Below are 20,698 nucleotides of genomic sequence, written 5' to 3' on the forward strand. Positions count from 1 at the left end.
ACGGATTCACCTGTGACCAGCACCGACCTCACCACCGCGACCACCCCGGCGTTCGTCCCCGGCCCGGCGACGCCCTACCAGGGCGACATCGCCCGGTACTGGGACCACGAGGCCCGTCCCGTGAACCTGCGTCTGGGCGACGTCGACGGTCTGTACCACCACCACTACGGCATCGGCGACATCGACCACGCCGCCCTCGGCGACACCGAGGACAGCACGTACGAGAAGAAGCTGGTCGCCGAGCTCCACCGCCTGGAGTCGGCGCAGGCCGAGGTCCTCCTGGACCACGTCGGGACCGTCGGCCGCGGCGACACCCTCGTGGACGCCGGCTGCGGCCGCGGCGGATCGATGGTGATGGCCCACCAGCGGTTCGGCAGCAAGGTCGAGGGCGTCACCCTGTCGGCCAAGCAGGCCGACTTCGCGAACCGGCGCGCCCACGAACTGGGCATCGACGACTCCGTGCGCGCCCGCGTCTGCAACATGCTCGACATGCCCTTCGAGACAGGGCAGGCCTCGGCTTCGTGGAACAACGAGTCGAGCATGTACGTCGACCTGGACGACCTCTTCGCCGAACACGCCCGGATCCTCGGCGTCGGCGGTCGCTACGTGACCATCACCGGCTGCTGGAACCCCCGTTACGGCCAGCCCTCGAAGTGGGTCTCCCAGATCAACGCGCACTTCGAATGCAACATCCACTCCCGCCGGGAGTACATGCGGGCCATGGCCGACAACCGGCTCGTTCCCCAGGCCGTCATCGACCTGACCCCGGCGACCCTGCCGTACTGGGAGCTCCGGGCCACTTCCTCGCTGGTCACCGGCATCGAGGAGGCGTTCATCAGCTCGTACAAGGACGGCTCGTTCCAGTACCTGCTGATCGCGGCCGACCGCGTCTGACCACCGCAGGGCGGGGACGCCGCGCCCGGAGGGATGCTTCCGCCCCTCCGGGCGCACACGGCCCCGGCCGCGACGTGGACCGACCCCCGTGCGAGTGGCTGCCGGTGAGTGCCGGCGCCGAAGGGGTGCGCCGCGACGTGCCGGCGACAGGCCGGCGACGGGTCGGCGACGGGTCGGCCTGCCGGGGAAACACGACGCACGACGCACCCGGTGTGCACGCGTACACCACGTACGCGTGCCATTCGGGGAAATCACGGGAGGAAATCCCCGGCGACCGGCACCCTCCGATCAACCGTCAATTCCCCTACCTCCGGGTGCGGGCGGCCGGAGTCTGCAGAACCCCAGGTCGGAAGGGGCTGTCAGTGTCCCGCCGTAGTGTGGGAACAACGCTGGAGGGGACGCCGGAAAGGCGTCGAAAGGGCGTTGGAAAAGGGGTAGAACCATGTCTGCGAAGAGGATCGACCACAAGGTCAACCACGTTTCGCTCGTGGTCGACAAGTCGGGCTCGATGCGCCAGCACGAGGCGCAGCTCGTCCGTGTGGTGGACGAGTTCGTGAAGGGCCTCCAGGAGGAGTCCGACCGGCTCGGTCACGAGACCCGCATCAGCCTCTACGCCTTCGACCACGAGGTGCAGAACCTCGTCTGGGACATGGACGTCAAGCACCTGCCGTCCCTGAAGGGCCTGTACAGGGTCGACAACGGTGCGACCGCGCTCATCGAGGCGGCCGTGAAGTCCATCGACGACCTGAAGAACATCTGGGAGGGCTACGGCGAGCACTCCTTCCTCCAGGTCGTCGTCACCGACGGCGAGGAGAACGCCTCCGGCTGCTCGGAGACCGGCCAGATGCACACCCGCCTGGGCGGCGGCCGGGGCACCGCCGTCCTGCGCACGTGGATGGACCGCATCCAGAGCGGCATGGACGACCTCCCCGACCACTGGACCTCGGCGATCCTGGTCCCGAACTCCCTGGCCAAGCGCACCGCCCAGGAGTACGGCTTCCCCGCGGGCAACATCGCGATCTGGGACGCGGACTCCAGCCAGGGCGTCGAGGAGGCCATCGGCACCGTCAAGTCGGCCGCCACGAGCTTCCTGCGAGGCCGCGAACAGGGCGTGCGCGGCACCAGGAACCTGTTCGCCATGGGCCAGGACCTGAACACCGCCGAGGTCAAGGCCAACCTCGACGCCCTGGACACCGGCAGGTACATCCTGGTCCCGGTCGACCAGCCGATGCCGATCCGCGACTTCGTCACCAGCGCCGGACACCCGTACAAGACCGGCTGCGCCTTCTACGAGCTGTCCAAGCGCGAGAAGATCCAGAGCGGCAAGCAGCTCGCCGTGGCGGAGAAGGACCCGGCCACCGGCCGGATGACGGGCAGGGTGTTCTCGGGCCCGGCGGCCCGCCGGCTCCTCGGCCTGCCGCAGTCGGAGGCCACGGTCAAGCCGGGTGACAACCCGTCGTACACCGTGTTCGTCCAGTCGACCTCCGTCAACCGGAAGCTGGTGCAGGGCACCAAGCTGCTCGTTCTCCTGTAGCCGGCATCGCGGCCGCTTCCCGGGCGAACGGGCGGGGGAGGAGATCGTGACTTTCCCGGCTCGCCCCGGTGCCAGGAACTACTGTCGCGGGCATGGTCGAACACGATGCCTTCCGCGCCACCCGCGAGGCCTACGACGCCGCTGCCGTCACCTATGCGCAGCTGTTCCGCGACTCGCTGCACGACAGGCCCCTGGACCGCGCGATCATGAGCGCCTTCGCCGAGGTCGTACGTGCGGGCGGGGACGGCCGGGTCGCGGATCTGGGGTGTGGACCTGGCCATGTCACCGCCCATCTCGATGAGTTGGGACTCCCGGCGTTCGGCGTCGACGCCTCTCCCGCGATGATCGGGCTGGCCCGGCAGGCCTATCCGGGTCTGCAGTTCGACGTGGGGTCGATGGCCGCGCTGGACATCCCTGACGGCGTGCTGGGCGGCGTACTCTCACGGTGGTCCGTCATCCACACTCCGCCGCAGGAACTCCCCGTCGTCCTGGCGGAGTTCCACCGGGTGCTGGCACCCGGCGGTCACCTCCTGATCGGCTTCTCGGCAAGCGACGGTCCGTCCCACCCGACGCAGGTCTTCGATCACACGGTCGCGCCGGCCTACCGGTGGTCGCCGGACCACCTCGCCGCGGTGCTGCGCACGTCCGGGCTGACCGAGGTGGCCCGGATGGTTCGCGAGCCCGAGCCCACCGACCGGCGCCAGTTCCAGGAGATTCACCTGCTCGCCCGCAAAGCCCGGGCAGGAGCTGCCCGGTGACCCGTGCTCCCGACGGGCACCGAGTCGGCCGGTCTTCTCTCCGACCCGGCGAGGCCGGCCCGTAGCCCTCCGGCCTCGCCGGGTCCGCCCAGGACGGCGGTGTGACGCGCATCACTGCCGGGGTGCACCGGGCCGGCCCCGCGCGATCATGGTCGGATGGACTCTCGATTTCTCGGTATCGCCGATCTGGTTGAACCGCCGTCCGTGGCGGTCGTGGTCGACGTCATGCGGGCGTTCACCGTGGCTGCCTGGGCCTTTGCCCGGGGGGCGGAGGAGATCGTTCTCGCCGGGTCGCTGGAAGAGGCGCTGGCACTCAAGGCCCGCCATCCGGATTGGGTGGCGCTCAAGGACGGTCCGCCCGCGCCCGGGTTCGACGCCGTCAACTCACCGGCCCTGCTGCGGTCGGTCGACCTCGGCGGACGGACCGTCGTGCAGAAGACCACGGCAGGCACGGTCGGCGCCCTTGCGGTCAAGGAGGCGTCGCTGGTGCTGTGCGCCGGCTTCGTGGTGGCGGGTGCGACGGCGCGGCTCCTGCAGGCGCGCGGGTGCGACAGCGTCACGTTCGTGGTCACCGGCGAGGACGGGCGTGCCGACGAAGATCTGGCGTGCGCCCAGTACATCGCCCGGAGGGCCACCGGTGCCGGGACGGATGCAGCCGAGTTCCTCCGCCGCGCAGGCGAGTCGCGCGCCGCCGCCGAGCTGGCGGAGGGTATGCGACAAGGGGCTCACCCCGATGACGTCGCACTCTGCCTTGAACTCGACCGGTTCCCCTTTGCGATGGTGGCAACCCTGGAGGACTCGCTCATGGTCCTTCGTCCGTACGCCGTGCCTTCGGCGGCCGCGCGGGTGCGATCTGAGCGCTGGCGAGGCCCGGCTCCCGCCGTACGGGAGCCGGGCCGACCGGGTGGACGGGGACCGCTGCCGATGGCCTGACCTGACCTGACCTGACCTGATCTGGCCTGACCTGGCGTGGTCCGGTACGGCCCGCAGGGCGAACGCGGACCGGTGCATCGGCGCCGGCTGCCCGGCCGCGGGCGGCTACTGCCGGTCGGTGGTCTCCGGGGTGATCGTGTAGATCTCCACCTCGCCGAGGTAGAGCAGGTCGTCGACGTACTCGTCGAGGTCGTCGTACAGCAGGTTCTCCGTCCAGGTCCGGTGCTCCATGATCCACGCGGCCAGGGCCGTCCGGTCCCCGGCGGCGAGCAGCCGGTCGAGCGCGGTCTGTGCGGAGCGGGCCTGGTCGGGGGTGATCGACTCGTGCTTGCCGGCCGCCGCGCGCTTGAGCGTGACGTCGATCTCGTCGCCGTAACGCAGCACGGTCTGCAGCGCGAGCGCGTGCTTCATGGCCGCGGCCGACAGGATGCCGAACGGGTGCGAGGCGTACGTCCCGTCGGGCAGCTTGACGGTGTTCTCCCGTTCGAAGTCGCTGCCCTCGGCCTTCGGATCGGCGTTGACGAACGCCACCCGGCTGCCCGGGGGAGCGGACCGCAGCAACTTCTGCTCGTCCACGTCGGCGACGGGCTCCTGGGCCCTGACGCGGTCGGTGGCGGGGGTGCGCAGCCGGTACTCGGCGCCCTGCGACTCCCTGAACCAGAGCTTGTGGTGGGTCAGCCCGGTGGAACCGTGCTCCTTGAGGTTGAACGGCCGCGCGACCGACCGGTCGAACTCCGCCTTGCCGACCGCCGCGGCCCACGCGCCCAGCTGCACGGCCTGCACGAACGTGGCGCAGTCCAGCGTCCAGGCGCCGGAGTCGTCCGCCAGCTCGCGCACCGCGTCGTACGGCGACCTGCCGTTGCGCAGTTGCAGGAAGGCGTCGTCCCCCTGCCCCTGCTGCACCCAGTTCGGCAGGCTGTACGCCTTCGCCCGCCCGGTGTTCTCGAACACCGGGGCCCCGGCGAGGATCTTGCGCGCGGTGAGGTCCACCTGCCCCCGGTACGCGTACGCGTAGGTGCTGCTTCCGGTGAGGCACCCGCCGAGGCCCAGCAGGACCGCGTCCATCGAGGCGAACACCGTCCGTCCGGCCTGTGCCAGCTCCGGCAGTGCGGCGACGTACCCGTCGTGCCAGACGACGCCGCTCTCCTCGTCGGCCGCCGACTCCCTGAGCTCTGCGAGCAGTTCCTGTCCCGTGTACTGCCGACCCGCAACGGTGAACACCGATGGTCCCCCCATCCGCTTCGAACCTGACGGTTCCCCTGTGGTGAACATTAGTGACACTCGGTCACCTCGTCCATGGATTCGGCACCGCCGGACGCTCCTGCGGGGCGGGCGGGTCGGCGGCGGGGATCCGGACGGTGCGGTCGGTCCGATCGGCAACTGCCCCGGAGGGGCTGCCTGTTGCCGGGGGCGCTGTCGCGGCGAGGCCGCCCCGGAAGGGGTGCGGGCGGCACTGGCGGCCGAATATTCCACTGCCGCGGGCCCGGACCTGCTAAAGTGCAGGTAGTTGCAGTAGTGGTTCCCATGAACTTGTGTGCGCCTGCTGATGTGTCGCAGGCGCATTTCTGTTTTCCCGGCTCTTCCCCGGGTGGGTCATCATCGCGGCACTCGGGGTTCGCACGGTGCGGACCCCGGACAGCCCCTCGAAGGAGATTTTTTATGGCTAATGGCACTGTGAAGTGGTTCAACGCGGAAAAGGGCTTCGGCTTCATCGAGCAGGAGGGTGGCGGCCCGGACGTCTTCGCCCACTACTCGAACATCAACGCCAACGGCTTCCGTGAGCTGCTCGAGGGCCAGAAGGTCGAGTTCGACGTCACGCAGGGCCAGAAGGGCCCGCAGGCCGAGAACATTCGTCCGCTGTAGTTTTCGCCAGGGAACCTGCCTGGCAGCAGGGGTCCGCACCGCGTACACGTACGGTGCGGGCCCCTGCGCATTGCGCCCGACGTGTCCTTCCCGGCCGCTCGGGCCCCCTGGCTCCGCCACCGGTGCCGCCCCCACGCGAGCCACACGGTGCCGCGTCCGGATCGGCGCCCTGCCGTGACATCTCACGGTTCGAGGCTCTTCGCTCCCGTACTTCGGTGAGCGCCGGCCGCAGGTGACGTGCCGCACGGTTCTACCGTCCACGCCCCGCTCTTCACACGTTCTGGCCCGTTCCTTGCGATCTCCGCCGGCGCCCGCGCCGCGGAGTCCTCCTGGCGACGTGCCGCCCTGAGGAAGGTTTTCGCATGAACCGCTCCAGTCGTTCTTCGTACCAGAACTCCAACTCACGCTCCGCCGCGGGCTCACGCGCCGGCGGCAGCGGCTACGGCTCCCGCTTCGGCAGCGGATCCGGCTCCAACTCCGGTTCCGGCTACGGCTCCAGCTCCGGTTCGGGCTCCCGCTACGGCGGGGCATCGCGTTCCTCCGGCTCGGCCCGGCGTCAGGGATCGTCCGTCCAGGGCGAGTTCGCGATGCCGGTCAGCACCACTCCGTCGCTGCCGGCCGTCGAGTCCTTCGACGAGCTGGACATGCCGAAGGCGCTGCTGCAGACGCTGACCCGGCAGGGCGTCACCTCCCCGTTCCCGATCCAGGCCGCCACGCTGCCGAACTCGCTGGCCGGCCGCGACGTCCTCGGGCGTGGCCGCACGGGCTCCGGGAAGACCATCGCCTTCGGCCTCGCCGTGCTGGCGCGCACCGCCGGACAGCGGGCCGAGCCCCGCCGTCCGCTGGCCCTGGTGCTGGTCCCGACGCGCGAGCTGGCCCAGCAGGTCACCGAGGCCCTCACGCCCTACGCCCACGCGGTCCGGCTGCGCCTCGCGACGGTGGTCGGCGGGATGTCGATCGGCCGCCAGGCGCAGGCGCTGAACCGCGGTGCGGAGGTCGTGGTGGCCACGCCGGGCCGGCTGAAGGACCTGATCCAGCGCGGTGACTGCCAGCTCGACGGGGTGAGCATCGCGGTGCTGGACGAGGCCGACCAGATGGCCGACATGGGCTTCCTGCCGCAGGTCACGGAGCTGCTGGAGCAGGTCGCCACCGGCTGCCAGACGATGCTGTTCTCCGCCACCCTGGACCGCAACGTCGACCGGCTGGTCCGCAGGTTCCTGGAGGACCCGGTGACGCACTCCGTGGACCCGTCCGCCGCGACGGTCAGCACCATGGAGCACCACGTGCTGCACGTGCAGAACCGCGACAAGGACGCCGCGATCGCGCACATCGCCTCCCGCGAGGGCGGCGTGATCATGTTCACCGACACCAAGCACGGCGCCGACCGCCTCGTGCTCGACCTGCTCGCGAACGGGGTGAAGGCCGCGGCCCTGCACGGCGGCAAGTCGCAGCCGCAGCGCACCCGCACCCTGGAGCAGTTCCGCACCGGCCAGGTGACCGCGCTCATCGCGACCAACGTCGCCGCCCGCGGCATCCACGTCGACGGCCTCGACCTGGTCGTCAACCTCGACCCGCCGGCCGACCACAAGGACTACCTGCACCGCGGCGGGCGCACCGCCCGGGCCGGCGAGTCCGGCCGGGTCGTCACCCTGGTGCTGCCCAACCAGCGCCGCGAGATGGCCCGGATGATGGCCACCGCCGGCATCACCCCCGCCTCCGCCCAGGTGCACTCCGGCGACGAGGAGCTGGCCCGCATCACCGGCGCCCGCGTGCCCACCGGCGTGCCCGTCGTGGTCGCCGCCCCCGTGGTGGAGCGTCCCCGCCGCAGCGCCTCCACCAGCCGCAACCGCCGCAGCCGGCCCTCCTTCACCGGTCGCACCCAGCAGACCGGCACCGGCTCCCGCGGCGCCGCACCGAGGCGCGACGCCCTCTCCGCCTGAACACCGCGTGGGCCCGGCCCGCTCCACGGGCCGGGCCCGCGCCGGGCACCGACCACCAGAACCCGTTCCACGCGAAGGAGTTCGCCCATGACCATCGTTCTCGAACAGCCCGCCGTCACGGTCGGCGACCTGATGAAGCACCCGGAACTGCAGATCGGCGACGACGTCACGGTCGACACGGCGATGGACATCCTGCGGAGCTCCGGCGCCGACCACGCCCTGGTCCGCGACGAGGAGGGCCGCTGCGCCGGACTGCTGACCCGCCTGCACCTCGCGCCGTTCCAGGCCCGGTCCTGGTACACCGAGCGCACCCCGGTGCGCAACATCGTGCACGACCGTGCCCCGTTCGCCACCGTCGGCATGCCCGCCGCCGTCGCGGCCGCCGCCATGCGCTCCCGCGGCCTGGAGACCTGGCCGGTCGTCGACGAGGACGGCCACGTCGTCGGCCTCCTCGGCGCCCACGGCCTGTCCGGGAACTGATCGCGCACCCCGGCGGGGAGCGTCGGCGGATGCGGCGGGGGAGCGGGCGCCGCCGTCGCAGCCCCGGAGGGCGAGCCGGGTGCCCGTCGGTTCAGACCCAGGTGCCGAACCACATCCGGGCGTGCCAGTCGGCGTACGGGATCGCCTGCCCGGTGTAGACCGGCAGGAAGTAGAGGAAGTTCCCGACGATGAGCAGGACGAGCACGCCTGCGGCCGCCACGCCTCGTACGCGGCGCCTCCCGTCCGCTCCCGGGGGGCCCAGCACGGCCGCCAGCATCATCGTGACGGCCAGGCACAGGTACGGCACGAGGACGACCGCGTAGAAGGAGAAGGTCGTGCGGTCCTGGTACAGGAACCAGGGCAGGTAGCCCGCCCCCACGGCGCAGAGGACGGCGCCGGCGCGCCAGTCGCGGCGGAGCGCCCACCGGTACAGCAGGTACACGAGTGCGCCGCAGGCCGACCACCACAGGAGCGGTGTCCCCAGCGCGAGGATCGTCTGCGGGCAGTCGGCCGTCGCGTGGCAGCCGTCCGTCCCGGGCTTCGCCGACGTGTAGTGGAACAGCACGGGGCGGCCGAGGACCAGCCAGCTCCAGGGGTTCGACTGGTACGTGTGAGGGCTGTGCAGCCCCACGTTGAACTGGTACACCCCGTACTCGTAGTGCCACAGGCTGCGGAGCGGGGCGGGGATCCACGACCAGGTGCCGCCGCGGCCGTCCGCCCAGTGGCGTCCGTAGCCGTTGTCGGAGAGGAACCAGCCGGTCCAGGTCACCAGGTACGTCACGGCGGCGACCGGGACGAGGGACAGCACCGACCCGCCGAGGTCCCTGCGCAGCACCGCGCGGTAAGGACGGTGCGCCCCCGCCACGCGGCGGGAGCCGACGTCCCACAGCAGGGTGAGGACCACGAAGGAGGCGAGGAAGTACAGGCCGTTCCACTTGGTCGAGGCCGACAGCCCCAGGAAGACGCCGGCCGCGAGCCGCCAGGGGCGCACCCCCGTCCCGGCACGGTCGGCGGTGTGTCCGTCCGGGCGTGCCCGGCCGTCCTCGCCGACCGGCAGGGCCGCCGCGAGCCGGGCCCGCGCACCGTCCCGGTCGACGAGCAGGCATCCGAACGCCGCCAGGACGAAGAACATGACGACGAGGTCGAGCAGGGCGGTGCGGCTCAGCACGTAGTGCAGGCCGTCCACCGCCATCAGCGCTCCGGCCACGCAGCCCAGGAGCGTCGAACGGAACAGGCGGCGTCCGATGCGGCACAGCATCAGCACCGACAGCGTGCCGAGGACCGCCGTCACGAAGCGCCAGCCGAACGGGGTGAGGCCGAACATCCACTCGCCGAGGGCGATCACCCACTTGCCCGCCGGCGGGTGCGCGACGAAGGCCCCGGCGTCGGAGAGCGGGATCACCCGGGGACGGGCCAGGATCTGCGGGTCGGAGACCGTGCGGTCCGGCCAGGTGCCCTCGTAGCCGAGCCGCAGCAGGGACCAGGCGTCCTTGGCGTAGTACGTCTCGTCGAACACGACGGCCCGCGGACTGCCCAGGTGCCGGAAGCGCGGCAGCCCGGCGCAGAGCGCCACCAGCAGCGGCCCGGCCCATCCCGACCACCGCGCCAGCAGGCCCGCCACTGCCGGGGACAGCCCGGGCACGCGCCACGTCCGCGACCCGGGCCCGGGGAACGGCACGACCAGGCGGTCCCGTACGGACACGGGCGGACGCCCGACGTGACCGACGCCGCGCAGCCGCCGCTCCCAGGAGGCCGGCCGGCTTTCCACCACCTCTCGTGACACGTCGACTCGTGACACGTCGACGGACGCGGGCGCGTTCTCATGCACCACGGGGTGAGCTCCCTACTCGTGGACGGACGGACGGGACGTGTGGGGACCTGCCGCCGGGCCACCGCCGGTGGTCGTGCGGGCCCGGTCGGGCCTCAGCCGACGGGGCTGCTCGAAACCGGCCGGGGCGCCGCTCCGGAGACCGGGGTCCGGGCCGGCAGGGTGGCCGGCTCGGGCGCCGACGGGCGGAACGGCACCGGCGCCCCCTCGGCCGTGGAGACGGGGCGGACCGTCGACGGCATCGGGGCGGACCCGGTGGAGGCGAGGGGGCGCGGCTGCGGACCGGTCGGGCCGCCCTGGGCGAAGGGGCTCGTCAGGACCACCAGTCCGACTCCGAGTCCGGCCACGGCCAGCACCGATCCGGTGGCCGTCCAGGCCGTCCGGGCCCGCTGCCGGGCGCGGACGCCGACGTGCAGCCGGTCCCGGTGCCGGGTCTCGTAGGGCGTGTCCTCCTGACCGTCACGCATCATCCGTGCGAGTTCCTGCTCGAAGTGATCCATGGTTCCCCTCCTCACCCGACCGGCTCGACGGCCTCGGCCAGGAGTTTCCGCAGCCGCGCAACACCGCGTGCCGTGAGCGAACGGGCGGTACCCACCGGACACCGCAGCACCTCCGCGACGTACTGCTCGGGCAGGTCCTGGTAGTAGCGCAGCACCACCGCGGTCCGCTGCCGGGCCGGCAACAGCGCCAGCATCGCCTCCAGCCGGGTCCGTTCGTCCACGGCGGCGGTCTCGTCGCCCACCCCCGGCGGGTCGGGCAACTGGTCGACAGGGTGCTCGCCCCACCAGCGCCGCCGTGCCGAACGGGCCGCGGCACGGGCCAGGATCCTGCGCACGTACGCCTCGGGGGCCTGCTCGGCCACCTTCGGCCAGGCGAACCACAGTTTGACCAGCGCCTCCTGCAACAGGTCCTCGGCCCGGTGCCGGTCCCCGCCGGTGAGCAGCCGCGCCAGGTGGAGCAGCGCCGACCACCGGGCCGCCACGAACCGGTCGAACCCGTCGGCCCGCACCTGCCCCGTCAACGCCACCCCTCACCTCCCTGCCGGGTACGCCGGCCTCTCCTGCACTCCCGCAGTCCCGTACTCCCGGGATGCAGCGCGGTGCACGCGTCATCGACCGTGCACGGCGCCGTCGCACGACCGCGGACACGGCCCTGCACCCTTAACAAAGACGCTGGCCCCTGCCTCGCTATGCACCCCCGGCCTGTGGCGTGGGTCACATGTCCGGCCCGGTCGTGTCCGCGGGCCCGGCGTCGACGTCCGGAGCCGGAGGGCCGTCACCGGCGACGCGGCGGGGCGGGCCGTACGGCCGGGTCGTCCGCCGGCCGTGGCGGACGGCGCGTCAGGTGCGGCGCGGAGCGGCGGCCTTGCGGGTCGGCGGGAGGTGTCGACGCGTACCGGGTGGGTCGTGTGTACTGCACCGGTCCGCTCCCGCGGACCGTTGCGTCACAACCGGGACACTGCTGTGATATGTCTGATAACATCTGGGCGCTGGCGGTGCTTGTGGAGCTGCCCCGAGGGAGGGCCAACGTGGCAGGAGTGAGCACGGCCGGCGTACGCCGCGTGCAGCCACTGTCGGTGGTGGAGCAGGTGACCAAGGAGATCCGTCGGTCCATCCTCGCCGGTGACCTGCCCCCCGGGCAGGAGTTCTCCCTGCGTGAGATCGCGGGTCGCCTCGGCGTCAGCATCATCCCAGTCCGCGAGTCCCTGCGGCACCTCGAAGGCCAGGGCCTCGTCATCACCGCGCGCGGGAAGAGTGCCACGGTCGCCCCGCTCAGCCACGACGACCTGCGCGCCGTCTACCGGCTGCGCCGACAGATCGAACCGGAGCTCGTCGGGCGGGCGTGCCTCCTGCTGACCGACCGCGACCACGCCCGGCTCATGTCCCACCTGGCCATCTTCGGCAACGAGCGCCTCGGACTCGACGAGATCTACGAAGTCCACCACGAGTTCCACCTCGACCTGCTGCGTCCCGCGGCCACCGACTGGGACCTCCGCATGCTCAACATGCTCTGGCACGCGGCCGAACGCTACGTCCGCCTCGCCTTCGGCGGCCGCGACAACGACCCCGACGAGCCCCACCGGCGGGAAGCCGCGCACGCGCAGCTCCTCGCCGCGGTGGCGGAGCGCGATCCCGGCCGCGCCGCCCAGGCCGTCATGGTCCACCTCGACACGAACGAGCGGATCGCCCAGCAGGGCATCTCGGCCATCGTCGACTGACCGTTCCGTACTCGGCACCGCGGCCCCGCCTGCCCGGCGTCCCGGCGGCGTTCCCCCGGGCCCGCCCCGGGCCCGCCGCCGTGTGTCACGACGCCGGTGATGCCGCCCGGCGCGGCGTGACGATCTCCACCGCCCCCCTGTCGCCCCCCTCCGCGTGAGCGCTGCCGGCTGCGCCGGTTTCCACCGCGCCCCTCCGCACCACCCTCCCTCTGTGCCTCTCCGCGCTCTGTGCCTCGCTGCGCCGCCCTTCCGCTGCGGGGCCGCCGCTCCCGGTCGCGGGGGAGGGCGGCGGCGGGGGCCTGCTGCCGTGTGCCGGGCCGGGCGGCGCCGGGGTCCGGTTCCCCGGGCTGTGCGCCGGGGGCGACATCTGCGCAGGTCACGGGCGTTCGGGTGGCTGCTGCACGCCGTGTCGACCGCTGGTGTTCGAAGCCCCGCCGTCACGCGCGGAGGTCTCGATCCGGGGAAAGAAGCCGCCCGGAGGGTTCCTGTTATCACATATCACCGCTAGGGTGAGGCGCACGACAGGCCATCGAAGCGCCCGGAGCGACGCCGGCGCCGCCTGTCCCGGTCCGACGGAAGAGCCAGGGAGATCCGCCATGCCCGCGAGCCCGAAGTTCGCACACGTCGTCTTCCAGACGGCCCAGCCGCAAGAGATGCGCGACTGGTACTGCACCGTCCTCGACGGCCACGTCGTCTACCGAGACGACGCCCTCTCGTTCATCACGTTCGACGAGGAACACCACCGGGTCGCCCTGATCCACCCGCCCGTCCCGCTGAAGCGCAAGACGCCCGACACGGCCGCGATGCACCACGTCGCGTACACGTTCGACTCCATCGACGACCTGCTCGCCAGGTACGTCCTGCTGCGCGACAAGGGCGTGCTGCCCACGGTCTGCATCGCGCACGGCGTCACCACGTCGATGTACTACCGCGACCCCGACGGCAACATGGTCGAGATGCAGATCGACCGGTTCGCGGAGCCGGACGACGCCACCGCCTACATGAAGGGGCCGGAGTACGCGGCCGACTCCGTCGGCCCCTCCTTCGACCCGGAAGCACTGCTCGACGCCCGCTCCAACGGCGCCACGGTGGAGCAGCTCTCCGACCGTGCCTGGGCGCTCGACTCCCACCTGCCCGACCCGATGCCCATACTCATGGGCGGAGGCAACTGAGGGAAACAGACGCATGATGCGAGAGCCACGTACGGCCGCCCGGCCGCCCGGCCTCCCCGCCGGTTCCTACGTGATGGGACTGACCCCGTTCAACCGGGACGGCGACCTCGACGAAGGTGCGCTCCGCGCCCACGTGCAGTGGATGGCCCGCGAGAACGTCGGCTTCTGGCCGGCGAGCCCCGCCACCGGCGAGGGCGCGCAGATGAGCGACCCGGAGATCCTCCGGGTCCTGGAGATCGTGTCCGAGGAGGCGGCGGGCCGCAGCCCGGTGGTCGCGGGCAACCGGGAGTTCCCGACGGCGGCGCAGAACATCCGCTTCGCTGCCGAGGCCGCGGCACGCGGGGCCGACGCCGTGCAGCTCTACCCGCCGACCCTGGGCCACTCGTTCTCCCCGACCGCCGGGATGCTCCGGCAGTTCTACGACGAGGTGCTCTCGGCGGTCGAGGTGCCCGTCGTCCTGTCCAGCAACTTCATGACCGGGTTCGAGGTGCCGGCGTCCGTCTTCGACCGGCCGCTGGCGGACCACCCCCACGTGGTCGGGATCTTCAAGCACCACCCCGACCAGCACAACGTCGCCGAGTTCGTCGCACGGTTCGCGCCGCGCACGACGGTGCTGACGATGACGCAGAAGCTGATGTTCTCCTTCGCGGCCGGGGCGGCCGGGGAGCTGGACAACCTGCAGAACGTGGCCCCGCGCCTGTGCCGCAGCCTCCACGACGCGCTGCACCGGGGGGACGTCTCCGCGGCGGGGGAGGCCTACCGCACCGTGACCCGGCTGTGGAGCGGGATCTCCGGGTTCGCCGCCGAGTTCTCCGCGCCGCGGGTCGTCGTCTACAAGGCGATGCTGCGCATCCTGGGCCTTCCCGGGGGTCACGCCCGCAAGCCGTACCTCGAACTGGGCGAGGACGCCACCAAGGCCCTCGCCCTGATGATCGACGCCGTCGGCCTTCGAGACCTCGAAGGCCTGGCATGAGGCCGGGCCGCACCGTGGCCGTCGGCACGGTCGCGCCGCGACCGGCCGGCCGCCCGGCGAGGCGCGGTGACAGCAGGCCCACGCAGAGGAGCACATGATGACGACCGAGAGCCGCAGCGTTGCGCCGCAGGTCTTCCGCGACATGATGGCGGGCGTCTGTGCGCCGGTCACCGTGGTCACGACGGCCGGCGAGGAAGGACCGGCGGGCGCGACGGTGAGTTCCTTCGCCTCGCTCTCGCTCGATCCGCCGCTCGTGACCGTGGCCTTCGACCGCGGATCGCGGGTGCTGGCCCAGATCCTGACCGAGGGCCGGTTCGGCGTGAACCTGCTCGGCCACGCCCAGGCCGATCTCGCGATCCTGTTCGCCACGCGCGGCGTCGACCGGTTCGCGCAGATCGACTGGCACGTCGACCACGGCCTGCCCCGCCTCGACGGGGCCGCCGGATGGCTCGAATGCGACCTGCACGAGGCGGTGGAGGGCGGTGACCACCTGCTCCTCCTCGGGCACGTCGTCGGCGCGAGCCGGGCGGAACTTCCCCCGCTCGTCTACGCGTACCGCACCTTCGGCACCCACTCCCGCTACGACGAGCGGCGCCGCCCGGCGATCACCGATTCCCTCGCCGCCCTGGCCCGCTGACGACCACCCGATACGAGAAGGAACGCACCATGGTATCCGCAACCACCGAAGCGCCGACCGCAGGCACCGCACCCAGCACCGAGGAACTGGTGGCCCGGATCAGGGAGCTCCACCCCCTGCTGGAGAAGAACGCGGCGCAGGGAGAGCAGGACCGCCGCGTGGTGGAGGAGAGCATCAGGGCCCTCACCGAGGCCGGCGTCTTCAGGATCGCCCAGCCCAAGCGGTACGGCGGCTACGAGATGTCGGTGCGCACGCAGATCGAGGCGTCCGCAGCCGTCGCCGAGGCGGACGGCGGCACCGCGTGGGTCGTGACCCTCTGCAACCAGTGCGCCTGGATGACGGGGCTGTTCCCCGAGCAGGCCCAGGACGACGTCTGGAAGACCAACCCCGACGCCAAGATCTCCGGTGTCGTGACCCCGAGCGCGGAGTCCGTCAAGGTGGACGGCGGGTTCGTGGTGAACGGGCGCTGGTACTACAACTCCGGCTCCTGGCACGCCGACTGGGCGGTGCTCGGGATGCCGGTCGTCAACGAGGCCGGCGAGGCCGTCGACCACGGCATCGCGCTCGTCCCGCGGGCCGACCTCGACTTCGAGGAGACGTGGTTCGTGGCCGGCATGAAGTCGTCGGGCTCCAACTGCCTCATCGCCAGGGACGTCTTCGTCCCCGACCACCGCATCATCTCGGCGCCGAAGGCCTGGCAGGGCGAGGTGGCCACCGAGCACACCGACGAGACGCTCTACCGCAGCGCCTTCACGCCGGTCCTGGCGCTGGGCATCGCCGCCCCCCAGCTCGGCATGGGGCGCAAGGTGCTCGAACTGGTGACTGCGAAGGCGGCCGTCAAGCCGCTCACCTTCACCTTCTACCCGACGCAGGCGGACTCGCCGGTCTTCCGGCACCAGATCGCCGAGGCGGCGATGCTGATCGACACCGCCCACCTGCACGCCTACCGCGCCGTCGACGAGATCGACCGGGCCGCCCGCGAGGGCAGCTTCCCCGACGAGCTCCTGCGCGCCCGCGCGCGGGCCGACGCCGGCTGGGTGGTGGAGAACGTCACCAAGGCGATCAACCTGCTCCTCTTCGCCCACGGTGCGGCCGGCTTCGCGGAGAACAACGTGATCCAGCGGCACTGGCGCGACTCGGCGGTGGCGGGCCGGCACGCGTACATCGTTCCCGGGGTGAGCCTGGAGATGTACGGCACGGCGATGCTGGCCCGTGACGCGAACATCACCCCGATGCTCTGAGGCCGGTGCCCCTGCGCCGTCTGCCCGGGGACCGGGCCTGCGGGATCCGCACCGGGAGAGCGCCGGGACGGCCCATCCGAATTCCCGGCCGGGGAGCAGTGCAAAGACTACTGTTATCACATATATTTGCTTATGCCTGAGAGTGACGTCAGTCACTGCACATCGAGCCCCGGGTCAGTGCTGACCCGGAGGCAGGAGAACTGATGCGGAGCAGAAAGGCACAGGTCAGTCGAACACCCGCCCGAGCCGGCGACGACGCCTGGAGCCGCGGATCGACCGGCGCGGCGCCCCTTCCGAAGGGCTCGCGCGGCCGCGAGGCGGTGGAGATCCGGGGCCTCACGAAGCGCTTCGGGCGCGCGACCGTCCTCAGCGACGTCGACCTGACCGTCGCGCCGGGCGAGATCCACGCCCTGGTGGGGCAGAACGGGTCGGGGAAGTCGACCCTGATCAAGATCCTCTCCGGTGTCTACACCGCCGACGCCGGGCAGATCCGCGTAGGGGGCCAGGCCCTCTCCACCCCCGTCCGCCCGGCCGACCTCCGGGAGCACAACCTCGCGTTCGTCCACCAGGACCTCGGCCTGGTCGACGACCTGACCGTCGTGGAGAACGTGCGGGTGGGCCAGTACAGGCCCGGCCGCGTCCTCCGGAAGATCGCCTGGGAGCAGGAGCGCCGCCTGGCGGAGGAGTCCTTCGCGAGACTCAACGCCTCGATCCCCATGGACGCACGGATGGGATCGCTGCCCGCAGGGCAGCGCGCGGTCGTCGCGATCGCGCGAGCCGTCCAGGGCCGTCACCCCGGCACCGGCTGCATCGTGTTCGACGAGTCCACCCAGTCGCTGCCGCGCGAGACCCTGCCCGAGTTCTACGACATCCTGCGCACCATCGCGCGCTCCGGCACCGGGATCCTGATCGTCAGCCACCGCCTCGACGAGGTCATGAGCCTCGCCGACCGGGTGACCGTGCTCCGTGACGGGAAGGCGGTCGCCGAAGGCGTTCCCGTCACGGACCTCAGCGAGGCCGAGCTGAGCCGGCTGATCCTGGGCCGCGAACTGGCGAGCGGCCGCATCGGGGCCGCCGTCGACCCCCACGCCGTCAAGCCGGAGGTCGCCCTCGACGTCACAGGCGTCTCCGGCCGGACCCTCCGCAAGCTCGACCTGCAGGTGCACGGCGGCGAGGTCATCGGCATCACCGGCGCCGGCGACTGCGGTCTGGACGAGATCGCGGACATCATCGGCGGCAACACCCGCGCCTGCGGCGGCCGGCTCAGGGTCGGCGGCCGGGAGTTCGCCCTGCCGGTCACGAACCGCGACGCCCTCCACGACGCCGGGCTGGCCGTCATCCCCCAGAACCGCATGGAGGACGGACTCGCGGCCGAGGTGAGCGCGATGGCGAACGTCACCCTCCCCCGCGTGACGAAACGGGGACGCCTCTTCCTCGGCCGGGGCTGGCAGCAACGGGAGTTCAAGGCGGCGGTCGACTCCTTCGGCATCAGGCCGGCGCTGCCCAACGCCCCGGTCGGCTCCTTCAGCGGCGGCAACCAGCAGAAGCTCCTGATCTCCAAGTGGCTCCTGAACGCACCGCAGGTCCTGATGGCCTGCGAGCCGACGCAGGCCGTCGACGTCGGCGCCCGCCTGGACATCCTGCGGGCCCTCCGCGGAGCCGCCAACGAGGGCAAGGCCGTCGTGATCTGCTCGATCGAGGTGCAGGACCTCGCGGCCGTGTGCGACCGGGTGATCGTCCTGCGCGCAGGCCGGGACCACCTGGAGCTGGGAGACGACGTCACCGCCGAAGCGATCACCAGGGCCACCTATGCCTGACCCGGTACACCGCCCGGCCGTGCACCACCAAGGAGACACCACCATGACACCGAACGAGAGCGCCACGTCCACCGCCCGCGCGCGGCTCACCCCGGCCCCCGACCCCGGACCGGGGGAGCGGCCCGCCCCCACCGCCCCGGGCCACCGGCGGAAAGGACTGGCGGACCTGTCACGCCGGGGCAGCCTGATCCTCGTCTGGATCGCCCTGTTCATCACGTTCGGGCTGCTCAGCCCCGACCAGTTCCCCACCACCGGAACGCTCCAGACGATCTTCGGCTCCCAGCAGGCCCTGGTGTTCATCGCACTCGGCGCCCTCTGCGCCTTCTCGGTGGGCGAGTTCGACTTCTCGGTGGCGGCGGTCGCCGGACTCTCCGCGACCCTGGTCGCCGTGCTCGTCAGCGAACAGGGCCTGAACGTGTGGCTCGCGGCGATCGTGGCCGTGGCGGTCGCCGTGGGGGTCGGCGCCTTCAACGCGCTGCTCATCATCAAGATCGGCATCAACCCGATCGTGACGACGCTGGGCGTGGCCACCCTCCTCACCGGCGTGTCCTCCCGGATCTCCAACGGCGGCAGCGTCTTCCTCGACAGCCCGTCGCTCTACAAGGTCGCCGCGACGAAGGTGCTCGGCCTGCCGGTCAGCTTCTTCTACGGACTCGCGGTGGCCGCCGTCTTCACCTACGTGATGACGTCCACCCCGCTCGGCCGCCACATGCTGTTCGTCGGCTCCAACCGCAACGTCGCACGACTCGCCATGGTGCGGGTCAACCGGATCCGGGTGGGCGCGTACATCTCGTCCTCGCTGCTCTGCGGTGTCGGCGGCGTGCTGCTCGTCGGCACCGTCGGCGGGTTCGACCCGGCGAGCGCGTCCTCCTACCTCCTCCCCGCCCTGTCGGCGACGTTCCTCGGCACGGCCGTCATCCAGCCGGGCAGATTCAACCCCGCCGGAAGCATGATCGCCATCTACTTCCTGGCGACCGGCATCGTCGGGCTCCAGCTCCTCGGCTTCGCGGGCTGGATCAGCGACGTCTTCTACGGCTCGGCACTCATCATCGCCATCGTCCTCTCCACGCTGTTCCGTCGGGACCGGCGGCATTCCTGACCAGTACGGCCGACAGCCACCGAGCCGCGGTGGCGGTCATCACCCACCCGTGAACCGAGGGAAACGCATGAGAAGCACGCTGAATCACGGATCGTCGAACGCGGGCCGCAGACCGGCCGGCACCACCTGGACGGCGGTCGCCGTCGCCGCCCTCACGGCCGTCGGCCTGAGCGCCTGCGGCAGCTCGGCCACGTCCGGCGGGTCCGACGGCGGCGTGACGAACGCCAAGGGCGTCGAGCTCGCCACGGCAGCGGTCGAGAGCCACGTGCGGGTCCTCGACTCGTTCAAGGCGCCGGGCGGCGGCATCACCGGCCTCGACAAGTTCAAGGACGGCACCATCGCCTACATCCCCATCACCCTGAAGGCGACGTACTTCCAGGCCGAGCTCGAACAGATCACCGCGGCCGCCGCCCTGCTCGGCATGAAGGTCCAGGTCTGCGACGCCCAGGCGCAGCCCACCGTCGCGACCCAGTGCATCAACCAGGCCGTCGCCGCCAAGTCGGTCGGCATCATCACGGACTCGCTCCCGTTCGCCCTGGCCAGGAACGCCTACACGGCGGCGGCCGAGGCCGGCATCCCGGTCGTCGCCTCCGACGTCTCCGACCCGCTGCCCCCGGCGCTGGCGGGGAAGGTCGTCACCACGGACAACGGCCAGGACGTCGGAGCCCGGCTGATGGCGGACGCGATCATCGCCGACTCGGGCGGCGACGCGAACGTGCTCTTCGTGAACACCACGTCGACCAGCACCACGAAGCGGGCGTCCGACGCGGTCCTCGACGAGTTCAAGACCCAGTGCCCCGGCTGCAAGGTGACCACGGCGGCCTGGGAGAGCACGGCCGTCCAGAAGATCCCGACCACCGTCAGCGTCGCGCTCAACTCGCACCCGGAGATCGACTACGTCTTCGTGAGCTACGACCAGCCGGCCAGCCCGCCCGCCATCCAGGGCATGCAGCTCTCCGGCCGGGCCGACAAGCTGAAGCTGGTCGGCTACGGGTCGGACGTCACGGCGATGCAGCGGCTCGCGAACGGAACCCAGCTGGCGGACGTCGCCGTCGACCCGGCACTCGTGGCGTGGAACAACACCGACCGCCTGCTGCGCATGATGGCGGGGACGGAGATCCCGGAGCAGACCGCCTACACCATCCCGCGGCGCATCTTCAACAAGAGCAACATCAACTCCGTGAACGGCCGGAGCGTCGACGACTTCAAGAACGGGGCGTGGTTCACCGACGGCACGTTCCGCAACACCTACGCGCAGCTGTGGGGCGCGCGCTGAGCACCGGTCGCCCTCCGCGACCCCGTCCGGGACCG

Annotated in this window: 19 protein-coding genes; 15 read left to right on the plus strand and 4 right to left on the minus strand. The window is 71.6% G+C overall.

Features of this window, described 5'->3' with window-relative positions:
* Positions 1 to 12: 12 nt before the first annotated feature.
* The 4 genes from SNE206_RS31745 (at position 13) to SNE206_RS31760 (ending at position 4,119) form a co-directional block, all read left to right on the plus strand.
* Positions 13 to 894, plus strand: coding sequence for a geranyl diphosphate 2-C-methyltransferase (locus SNE206_RS31745; protein ID WP_407916994.1), 882 nt, complete (start codon positions 13 to 15; stop codon positions 892 to 894).
* Between the two features lie 442 nt (positions 895 to 1,336).
* On the plus strand, positions 1,337 to 2,428 hold the full coding sequence (locus tag SNE206_RS31750; RefSeq protein WP_407916995.1) for a vWA domain-containing protein: 1,092 nt from the start codon (positions 1,337 to 1,339) through the stop codon (positions 2,426 to 2,428).
* A 92-nt stretch (positions 2,429 to 2,520) separates the two neighbouring features.
* The gene (locus SNE206_RS31755) at positions 2,521 to 3,186 is read left to right on the plus strand and encodes a class I SAM-dependent methyltransferase (RefSeq protein WP_407916996.1); all 666 of its coding nucleotides are present in this window, start codon (positions 2,521 to 2,523) and stop codon (positions 3,184 to 3,186) included.
* Between the two features lie 156 nt (positions 3,187 to 3,342).
* Entirely contained in the window at positions 3,343 to 4,119 is a 777-nt protein-coding gene (locus SNE206_RS31760; RefSeq protein WP_407916997.1) for a 2-phosphosulfolactate phosphatase, read from the plus strand.
* Between the two features lie 105 nt (positions 4,120 to 4,224).
* On the opposite strand, the gene SNE206_RS31765 is transcribed toward SNE206_RS31760, so the two are convergent.
* Positions 4,225 to 5,340 carry a hypothetical protein gene (locus SNE206_RS31765; protein WP_407916998.1) on the minus strand — a complete coding sequence of 372 codons (1,116 nt, stop codon included), beginning with the start codon at positions 5,338 to 5,340 and terminating at the stop codon, positions 4,225 to 4,227.
* 438 nt (positions 5,341 to 5,778) lie between these two features.
* Between SNE206_RS31765 and SNE206_RS31770 the strand changes: the two genes are divergently transcribed.
* The 3 genes from SNE206_RS31770 to SNE206_RS31780 all read left to right on the plus strand — a co-directional run bounded on the left by SNE206_RS31770 (position 5,779) and on the right by SNE206_RS31780 (position 8,402).
* Complete coding sequence (locus SNE206_RS31770; protein WP_030918248.1) at positions 5,779 to 5,982, plus strand: cold-shock protein; 204 nt, start codon at positions 5,779 to 5,781, stop codon at positions 5,980 to 5,982.
* A 362-nt stretch (positions 5,983 to 6,344) separates the two neighbouring features.
* Positions 6,345 to 7,922: a DEAD/DEAH box helicase gene (locus SNE206_RS31775; RefSeq protein WP_407916999.1), complete on the plus strand. Its 1,578-nt coding sequence runs from the start codon at positions 6,345 to 6,347 to the stop codon at positions 7,920 to 7,922.
* 87 nt (positions 7,923 to 8,009) lie between these two features.
* Positions 8,010 to 8,402 (plus strand): CBS domain-containing protein, encoded by a 393-nt coding sequence (locus tag SNE206_RS31780; protein ID WP_407917000.1) that lies wholly within the window; start codon positions 8,010 to 8,012, stop codon positions 8,400 to 8,402.
* A 91-nt stretch (positions 8,403 to 8,493) separates the two neighbouring features.
* Here the strand turns inward: SNE206_RS31780 and SNE206_RS31785 are convergent, their stop codons facing one another.
* The 3 genes from SNE206_RS31785 to SNE206_RS31795 all read right to left on the minus strand — a co-directional run bounded on the left by SNE206_RS31785 (position 8,494) and on the right by SNE206_RS31795 (position 11,257).
* Positions 8,494 to 10,200, minus strand: a complete 1,707-nt coding sequence (locus tag SNE206_RS31785) for a dolichyl-phosphate-mannose--protein mannosyltransferase (RefSeq protein ID WP_407917020.1) — start codon at positions 10,198 to 10,200, stop codon at positions 8,494 to 8,496.
* A 125-nt stretch (positions 10,201 to 10,325) separates the two neighbouring features.
* Positions 10,326 to 10,730 carry a cellulase gene (locus SNE206_RS31790; protein WP_407917001.1) on the minus strand — a complete coding sequence of 135 codons (405 nt, stop codon included), beginning with the start codon at positions 10,728 to 10,730 and terminating at the stop codon, positions 10,326 to 10,328.
* Between the two features lie 11 nt (positions 10,731 to 10,741).
* A complete protein-coding gene (locus SNE206_RS31795; protein ID WP_407917002.1) occupies positions 10,742 to 11,257 on the minus strand; it encodes a SigE family RNA polymerase sigma factor in 516 nt (171 codons plus the stop codon).
* Positions 11,258 to 11,698: 441 nt separating this feature from the next.
* Between SNE206_RS31795 and SNE206_RS31800 the strand changes: the two genes are divergently transcribed.
* From SNE206_RS31800 to SNE206_RS31835, 8 genes are all read left to right on the plus strand, one after another.
* Entirely contained in the window at positions 11,699 to 12,448 is a 750-nt protein-coding gene (locus SNE206_RS31800; RefSeq protein WP_407917003.1) for a GntR family transcriptional regulator, read from the plus strand.
* A 596-nt stretch (positions 12,449 to 13,044) separates the two neighbouring features.
* Complete coding sequence (locus tag SNE206_RS31805; RefSeq protein ID WP_407917004.1) at positions 13,045 to 13,620, plus strand: VOC family protein; 576 nt, start codon at positions 13,045 to 13,047, stop codon at positions 13,618 to 13,620.
* A gap of 13 nt (positions 13,621 to 13,633) precedes the next feature.
* Positions 13,634 to 14,593 carry a dihydrodipicolinate synthase family protein gene (locus SNE206_RS31810; protein ID WP_407917005.1) on the plus strand — a complete coding sequence of 320 codons (960 nt, stop codon included), beginning with the start codon at positions 13,634 to 13,636 and terminating at the stop codon, positions 14,591 to 14,593.
* Between the two features lie 94 nt (positions 14,594 to 14,687).
* Entirely contained in the window at positions 14,688 to 15,230 is a 543-nt protein-coding gene (locus SNE206_RS31815; RefSeq protein WP_407917006.1) for a flavin reductase family protein, read from the plus strand.
* 29 nt (positions 15,231 to 15,259) lie between these two features.
* Complete coding sequence (locus tag SNE206_RS31820) at positions 15,260 to 16,471, plus strand: acyl-CoA dehydrogenase family protein (RefSeq protein WP_407917007.1); 1,212 nt, start codon at positions 15,260 to 15,262, stop codon at positions 16,469 to 16,471.
* A gap of 203 nt (positions 16,472 to 16,674) precedes the next feature.
* Positions 16,675 to 18,288, plus strand: a complete 1,614-nt coding sequence (locus SNE206_RS31825) for a sugar ABC transporter ATP-binding protein (protein WP_407917008.1) — start codon at positions 16,675 to 16,677, stop codon at positions 18,286 to 18,288.
* A gap of 43 nt (positions 18,289 to 18,331) precedes the next feature.
* Entirely contained in the window at positions 18,332 to 19,387 is a 1,056-nt protein-coding gene (locus SNE206_RS31830) for an ABC transporter permease (RefSeq protein ID WP_407917009.1), read from the plus strand.
* A 67-nt stretch (positions 19,388 to 19,454) separates the two neighbouring features.
* Positions 19,455 to 20,663, plus strand: a complete 1,209-nt coding sequence (locus SNE206_RS31835; protein WP_407917010.1) for a sugar ABC transporter substrate-binding protein — start codon at positions 19,455 to 19,457, stop codon at positions 20,661 to 20,663.
* The last annotated feature ends 35 nt before the right edge of the window (positions 20,664 to 20,698 follow it).

It is taken from the genome of Kitasatospora sp. NE20-6 (assembly GCF_045862635.1).